This window comes from Streptomyces sp. NPDC031670, assembly GCF_055580545.1.
On sequence record NZ_JBVILC010000033.1, the window covers coordinates 44,407 to 50,792 of the forward strand.

At 68.6% G+C, this 6,386-nt stretch carries 7 protein-coding genes; 5 read left to right on the top strand and 2 right to left on the bottom strand.

Annotated elements, in window-relative coordinates:
• Nucleotides 1-35: 35 nt before the first annotated feature.
• Together dapB and ACZ5ID_RS34965 are read left to right on the top strand one after the other, a co-directional pair.
• Nucleotides 36-788 (top strand): 4-hydroxy-tetrahydrodipicolinate reductase, encoded by a 753-nt coding sequence (gene dapB, locus ACZ5ID_RS34960; RefSeq protein WP_468906248.1) that lies wholly within the window; start codon nt 36-38, stop codon nt 786-788.
• Nucleotides 789-803: 15 nt separating this feature from the next.
• On the top strand, nt 804-1,244 hold the full coding sequence (locus ACZ5ID_RS34965) for a hypothetical protein (protein ID WP_468906250.1): 441 nt from the start codon (nt 804-806) through the stop codon (nt 1,242-1,244).
• Nucleotides 1,245-1,271: 27 nt separating this feature from the next.
• Here ACZ5ID_RS34965 and ACZ5ID_RS34970 read toward each other — a convergent pair whose 3' ends face one another.
• Together ACZ5ID_RS34970 and ACZ5ID_RS34975 are read right to left on the bottom strand one after the other, a co-directional pair.
• A complete protein-coding gene (locus ACZ5ID_RS34970; RefSeq protein ID WP_468906252.1) occupies nt 1,272-1,823 on the bottom strand; it encodes a hypothetical protein in 552 nt (183 codons plus the stop codon).
• 127 nt (nt 1,824-1,950) lie between these two features.
• Nucleotides 1,951-2,190: a hypothetical protein gene (locus ACZ5ID_RS34975; protein WP_468906254.1), complete on the bottom strand. Its 240-nt coding sequence runs from the start codon at nt 2,188-2,190 to the stop codon at nt 1,951-1,953.
• A 191-nt stretch (nt 2,191-2,381) separates the two neighbouring features.
• On the opposite strand from ACZ5ID_RS34975, the gene thyX reads away from it, so the two are divergent.
• The 3 genes from thyX to ACZ5ID_RS34990 all read left to right on the top strand — a co-directional run bounded on the left by thyX (nt 2,382) and on the right by ACZ5ID_RS34990 (nt 6,042).
• Complete coding sequence (gene thyX, locus ACZ5ID_RS34980) at nt 2,382-3,122, top strand: FAD-dependent thymidylate synthase (protein ID WP_468906256.1); 741 nt, start codon at nt 2,382-2,384, stop codon at nt 3,120-3,122.
• 200 nt (nt 3,123-3,322) lie between these two features.
• Nucleotides 3,323-4,222 carry a 4-hydroxy-tetrahydrodipicolinate synthase gene (dapA, locus tag ACZ5ID_RS34985; RefSeq protein WP_468906258.1) on the top strand — a complete coding sequence of 300 codons (900 nt, stop codon included), beginning with the start codon at nt 3,323-3,325 and terminating at the stop codon, nt 4,220-4,222.
• A gap of 134 nt (nt 4,223-4,356) precedes the next feature.
• Nucleotides 4,357-6,042: a ribonuclease J gene (locus tag ACZ5ID_RS34990; protein WP_468906260.1), complete on the top strand. Its 1,686-nt coding sequence runs from the start codon at nt 4,357-4,359 to the stop codon at nt 6,040-6,042.
• The last annotated feature ends 344 nt before the right edge of the window (nt 6,043-6,386 follow it).

Sequence of the window (6,386 nt, forward strand, 5' to 3'; positions counted from 1 at the left end):
GTACGTACGTGTACGCAAGGACGTGAGGAAGCAAGATGAGCAAGCTGCGCGTGGCGGTTCTCGGCGCCAGGGGCCGCATCGGTTCCGAAGCGGTCCGGGCCGTGGAAGCGGCCGAGGACATGGAGCTGGTGGCGGCCCTGGGCCGGGGCGACAAGCTGGAGGCGCTCGCGGAGGCGGGCGCCGAGGTCGTGGTCGAGCTGACCACGCCCGCCTCGGTGATGGGCAACCTCGACTTCTGCGTGCGCCACGGCATCCACGCGGTCGTCGGCACCACCGGCTGGACCGAGGACCGCCTCGCGCAGCTCACCACCTGGCTGGACGGCTCGCCGTCCACCGGTGTGCTCATCGCGCCGAACTTCTCCATCGGCGCCGTCCTGACCATGAAGTTCGCGCAGCTCGCGGCCCCCTACTTCGAGTCGGTGGAGGTCGTCGAGCTGCACCACCCCAACAAGGTGGACGCGCCCTCCGGCACCGCCACGCGCACCGCGCAGCTCATCGCGGCGGCCCGCGCCGAGGCGGGCGTCGGCCCCGCGCCGGACGCCACGGCGACCGCGCTGGACGGGGCGCGCGGTGCGGACGTCGACGGTGTCCCCGTCCACGCGGTCCGGCTGCGCGGTCTGCTGGCGCACCAGGAGGTCCTTCTGGGCGCCGAGGGCGAGACGCTGACGATCCGTCATGACTCGCTCCACCACAGCAGCTTCATGCCGGGCATCCTGCTCGGCGCGCGCCGCGTGGTGACCACTCCCGGCCTGACCTTCGGCCTGGAACACTTCCTCGACCTGAACTGAGCTGGACTGCCGGTCATGCGCGCAAAGATCACTTACTTCGTCACGGCTGCCGTCCTGGTCTTCTACTTCGTCCTGGTCGGCAGCCGGGGCGTGATGCTCATCCAGGACGGCAAGCTGATCACCGTCACCATGGGGCTCGCCGTCCTGGTACTGCCGCTGATCGGCATCTGGTTCCTCTGGGCCAACACCCGCTTCGTGACCCGGGCCAACGCCCTCGCCGCCGAGCTGGAGGCCGAGGGCGGCCTGCCGGTCGACGAGCTGGTCCGCACGGCGGGCGGCCGGATCGACCGCGACTCGGCGGACGCGGTCTTCGCCCGCCGCAAGGCCGAGACGGAGGACGCGCCGAACGACTGGCGCTGCTGGTTCCGGCTCGCGGTGGCATACCAGGACGCCCGGGACACCCCGCGCGCCCGCAAGGCCATGCAGCGGGCGATCTCGCTGCGAGAGGCGGAGTAGCCCCGGCGCCCGGAGTCCGGCCCGCGGTCAGACGCGTCCGTACTCCGCGCCCCACGCCTCCACCGTGTCGGCGGCACGGTCGAAGGCCTCCACGCGTGCCAGGAAGTCCGCGTCGTGGTCGGTGAGCAGCGCGCCCAGCTGGGCAGCGCCGCGCCGGGAGACGAGCAGCGCCTGCCCCTGCACGGTCCTGGGCAGCCCCAGCCACCGCACCGGCTGCTGCACCGTCCGTACGTTCTCGATCTGCGGCCACGGCACCGTGACGGTGCGCAGGAAGCGGACGCGCCGCAGCCCGGCCCGGCTGACCCAGACGCCCATCCGCAGCATCCGCAGCGCCGACGCGATCACCAGGAGTGCGACGACCAGCACCACGACCGCCTCGACCGGACCGCCCGTGAACGCCGTGATCACCGCGGCGAGCAGCACGAACGAGGCGAGGAGCAGCAGCACCGCGGCGGCTGCGACCCGATACGGGCCCGGCCGGTAGGGACGCCGCCAGCGGTCGTGGTCGTCGAAGGGCAGCGCGACGTCGTCGGCGGTCGCATCGAATGCGCGGTCGGCCGTCAGGAAGGGCAGGGGCACGACTGATCCTCACTCACAAGCACGCTCGATTGGCTGTGCCCGGTGAGGCTACCCAGGAGGCCCTCGGACGACCACCTCCGGGGGGCCATGCAGGTGCCTCCCACGCCATTCGGCCGAGGGGGAGGGGTCAGCGGCCGTCCGCTGCCTGGGGCTGCTGGGAGTGGGTGGGCGACTCGTTCGGCTGCAGGGCCGGCATGCCGAACAGGAGCGAGCCCGCGAGCCCGGCCGCCACGGTGAGCCCGATCAGCGTACGGCCCACTATGCGGCCGGCGCCGGCACGCTCGCGCGGCGGCGGGGCGATGTTGCTGCGGAAGCGGTCGGCATCGGCGACGAACGCGAAGGGGACGGGCTCACGCCGGCGAAACATGAGGGGCTTCTCCTTGTCAGTGGGGCTGTGCTCGAACTTTGGTGCGTCTACCCGTATAGACGCGCGAAGCTCGTGGTTGGTGCCCGAATCTGCCGAATTGCGCGGGCCGGTTTTGGGCGGGCCCGGTAAGGGCACCCATGCCTGTCCGGCTAAGGTGGGCGCGCCCCAGCGAACGATCGGAAGGACCCGCGGTGCCCGACACCCCCACCTCAGAACCCAAGCTCATGTTCCGTGGCGATGTCACGGTGGACTTGGTGAAGAGCTCGGCCACCGACTCCGATGTTCTGTGGGCTGCCCGCGTCTCGACGGCCGGTGAGAAGTCGCTCGAGGAGCTTCAGAAGGACCCGGAGAGCTCCAAGGGCCTGATCAACTACCTGATGCGGGACCGGCACGGCAGCCCCTTCGAGCACAACTCGATGACGTTCTTCATCAGCGCCCCGATCTTCGTCTTCCGCGAGTTCATGCGGCACCGGGTGGGCTGGTCGTACAACGAGGAGTCCGGGCGCTACAGGGAGCTGGAACCGGTCTTCTACATCCCGAACGACGACCGGAAGCTCGTACAGAAGGGCCGCCCGGGCAAGTACGAGTTCGTCGAAGGCACTGTGGGCCAGCACAAGCTCGTCAGAGAGGCCATGGAGCGTTCGTACTGCGAGGCGTACGAGGCCTACCAGGAGATGCTCAATGAGGGCGTGGCCCGCGAGGTCGCCCGCGCGGTGCTCCCGGTCGGCCTGTTCTCGTCGATGTACGCGACGTGCAACGCCCGGTCCCTGATGCACTTCCTGGGCCTGCGCACCCAGCACGAGCAGGCGAAGGTGCCCTCGTTCCCGCAGCGGGAGATCGAGATGGTCGGCGAGAAGATGGAGGAGCACTGGGCGAAGCTCATGCCCCTCACCTACGCCGCCTTCAACGCCAACGGCCGCGTCGCCCCGTAAGTGGCGGGAATCCGCCCACGCAAGCACAGATGTACGAATAGGTCGCGCAAAGTGTCCGTATTGCGGCGTTTCGTGAAGTTCATCTAGGCTGATCAAACGGACCCGGCACTGCTTGAACCCCCGAGCAGGCAGTGCCGGGCTCCCTCTGCCACGTCCCCCGAGGGGACACCCGGCGCTGAGCAGCGAGTAGCGTGTTACCCATGGCTCCGATCTCCACTCCGCAGACCCCCTTCGGGCGGGTCCTCACCGCCATGGTCACGCCCTTCGCGGCGGACGGCGCACTCGACCTCGACGGCGCCCAGCGGCTGGCCGTCCACCTGGTCGACGCAGGCAACGACGGACTGATCGTCAACGGCACCACCGGCGAGTCCCCGACCACCAGCGACGCGGAGAAAGACCAGCTCGTACGGGCCGTACTGGAAGCGGTCGGAGACCGGGCCCATGTCGTCGCGGGCATCGGAACCAATGACACGCGTCACACACTGGAACTGGCCCGCACGGCCGAGCGCTCCGGCGCACACGGCCTGCTCGCCGTGACGCCGTACTACAACAAGCCCCCCCAGGAGGGCCTGTACCGGCACTTCTCGGCCATCGCCGACGCCACCGAGCTCCCGGTGATGCTCTACGACATCCCCGGCCGCAGCGGTATCCCGATCGACACCGAAACCCTCGTGCGCCTCGCCGAGCACCCGCGTATCGTCGCCAACAAGGACGCCAAGGGCGATCTGGGCCGTGCCAGCTGGGCCATCGCCCGCTCCGGCCTCGCCTGGTACTCCGGCGACGACATGCTCAACCTGCCGTTGCTCTCGGTCGGCGCGGTCGGCTTCGTCTCGGTCGTCGGCCATGTGGTCACCCCCGAGCTGCGCGCGCTCCTCGACGCCTACCTCTCGGGCAACGTCCAGAAGGCCACCGAGATCCACCAGCGACTGCTCCCGGTGTACACGGGCATGTTCCGTACCCAGGGAGTGATCACCACCAAGGCCGCCCTGGCCCTCCAGGGCCTGCCCGGCGGCCCGCTGCGACTGCCGATGACCGAACTGACGGCGGAGGAGACCGCCCAGCTCAAGGTCGATCTCGCGGCCGGCGGGGTACAGCTTTAGCTCCCACTGGGTAAAGCTGTCACCACAGACTTCACAACTGAATAAGAAGAACGAAACAGACAACAGCAAGTGCACGAATGTCATGCGCGCCACGTGCCCGACAGGTACGTGGCGTGCGTGGTGAGGAGAGTCTTTTGAGTCATCCGCATCCTGAACTCGGTACCCCGCCGAAGCTTCCCAAGAACGGCCTGCGCGTCACGCCGCTCGGTGGTCTCGGTGAAATCGGCCGGAACATGACGGTCTTCGAGTACGGCGGTCGCCTGCTCATCGTCGACTGCGGCGTCCTCTTCCCCGAGGAGGAGCAGCCCGGTGTCGACCTGATCCTGCCGGACTTCAGCAGCATCAGGGACCGCCTCGACGACGTCGAGGGCATCGTGCTCACGCACGGCCACGAGGACCACATCGGCGGCGTCCCCTATCTCCTGCGCGAGAAGCCGGACATCCCGCTGATCGGCTCCAAGCTGACCCTCGCGCTGATCGAGGCGAAGCTCCAGGAGCACCGCATCCGCCCGTACACGCTGGAGGTCGTCGAGGGCGACCGCGAGCGCCTGGGCCCCTTCGACTGCGAGTTCATCGCCGTCAACCACTCCATCCCGGACGCCCTCGCGGTGGCCATCCGCACCCCCGCGGGCCTGGCCGTCGCCACCGGCGACTTCAAGATGGACCAGCTCCCGCTCGACGGGCGCCTCACCGATCTGCACGCCTTCGCGCGGCTGAGCGAGGAGGGCATCGACCTCCTCCTCTCCGACTCGACGAATGCCGAGGTCCCCGGCTTCGTACCGCCGGAGCGGGACATCTCCAACGTCCTGCGCAATGTGTTCGCGAACGCCGACAAGCGGATCATCGTGGCCAGCTTCGCCAGCCATGTGCACCGCATCCAGCAGATCCTGGACGCCGCCCACGAGTACGGCCGCCGGGTCGCCTTCGTCGGCCGCTCGATGGTCCGCAACATGGGCATCGCGCGCGACCTCGGCTACCTGCGGGTCCCCGCGGGCCTGGTCGTGGACGTCAAGACGCTCGACGACCTGCCGGACGACGAGGTCGTGCTGGTCTGCACCGGTTCGCAGGGCGAGCCCATGGCCGCGCTCTCGCGCATGGCCAACCGCGACCACCAGATCCGGATCGTCCCGGGCGACACGGTGATCCTCGCGTCGTCCCTGATCCCGGGGAACGAGAATGCGGTCTACCGCGTCATCAACGGCCTGACCCGCTGGGGCGCGAACGTCGTCCACAAGGGCAACGCCAAGGTGCACGTCTCGGGCCACGCCTCGGCCGGCGAGCTGCTGTACTTCTACAACATCTGCAAGCCGAAGAACCTGATGCCGGTCCACGGCGAATGGCGCCACCTGAGGGCGAACGCGGAGCTCGGAGCCCTCACCGGCGTCCCGAAGAACCACATCGTCATCGCCGAGGACGGCGTGGTCGTCGACCTGGTCGACGGCGCCGCGAAGATCGTCGGCAAGGTCCAGGCCGGTTACGTGTACGTGGACGGCCTCTCGGTCGGCGACGTCACCGAGTCCTCGCTCAAGGACCGTCGCATCCTCGGGGACGAGGGCATCATCTCCGTCTTCGTCGTCTTCGACGCGTCGAGCGGCAAGATCGTGAGCGGTCCGACGGTCCAGGCGCGCGGTTCCGGTATCGAGGACTCGGCCTTCAGCCCCGTGGTCTCGAAGATCGAGGAGGCGCTGAACAAGTCCGCCCAGGACGGCGTCGTCGAGCCCCACCAGCTCCAGCAGCTGATCCGCCGCTCGGTCGGCAAGTGGGTCTCCGACACCTACCGTCGGCGCCCGATGATCCTCCCTGTGGTCGTCGAGGTCTGACGACCCGTCGGGTACTGACGGCGTACGCCCGGAGCGGGGCCCCTCGATTTGCATCGGGGCGCCCCGCTCCAGTACGTTTACATCTCCTCCAGACGGGAACCCGGTACCTTCGTGTGCCTCCCGCGTCCATGACGCGGGGTCAGGGAAACCCCGCGGGAGGGAAATTCCGACTCAGAACTTCTGATAAAGTCGGAGCCGCCGGAAAGGGAAACGCGAAAGCGAAAACCTGGAAAGCGAATCCCGCCGACAGGGAATCGGACACGAAAGAGTCTGATAGAGTCGGAAACGAAGGAAGCGCCCGGAGGGCCCGGAAACGGGAACGAAGGAAGCGTCCGTACCTTGAG

Bases quoted from the DNA above. Each gene is read 5' to 3' on its own strand.
- dapB (WP_468906248.1), top strand. From the start codon at position 36: ATGAGCAAGCTGCGCGTGGCGGTTCTCGGCGCCAGGGGCCGCATCGGT.
- ACZ5ID_RS34965 (WP_468906250.1), top strand. From the start codon at position 804: ATGCGCGCAAAGATCACTTACTTCGTCACGGCTGCCGTCCTGGTCTTC.
- ACZ5ID_RS34975 (WP_468906254.1), bottom strand. From the start codon at position 2,190: ATGTTTCGCCGGCGTGAGCCCGTCCCCTTCGCGTTCGTCGCCGATGCC.
- dapA (WP_468906258.1), top strand. From the start codon at position 3,323: ATGGCTCCGATCTCCACTCCGCAGACCCCCTTCGGGCGGGTCCTCACC.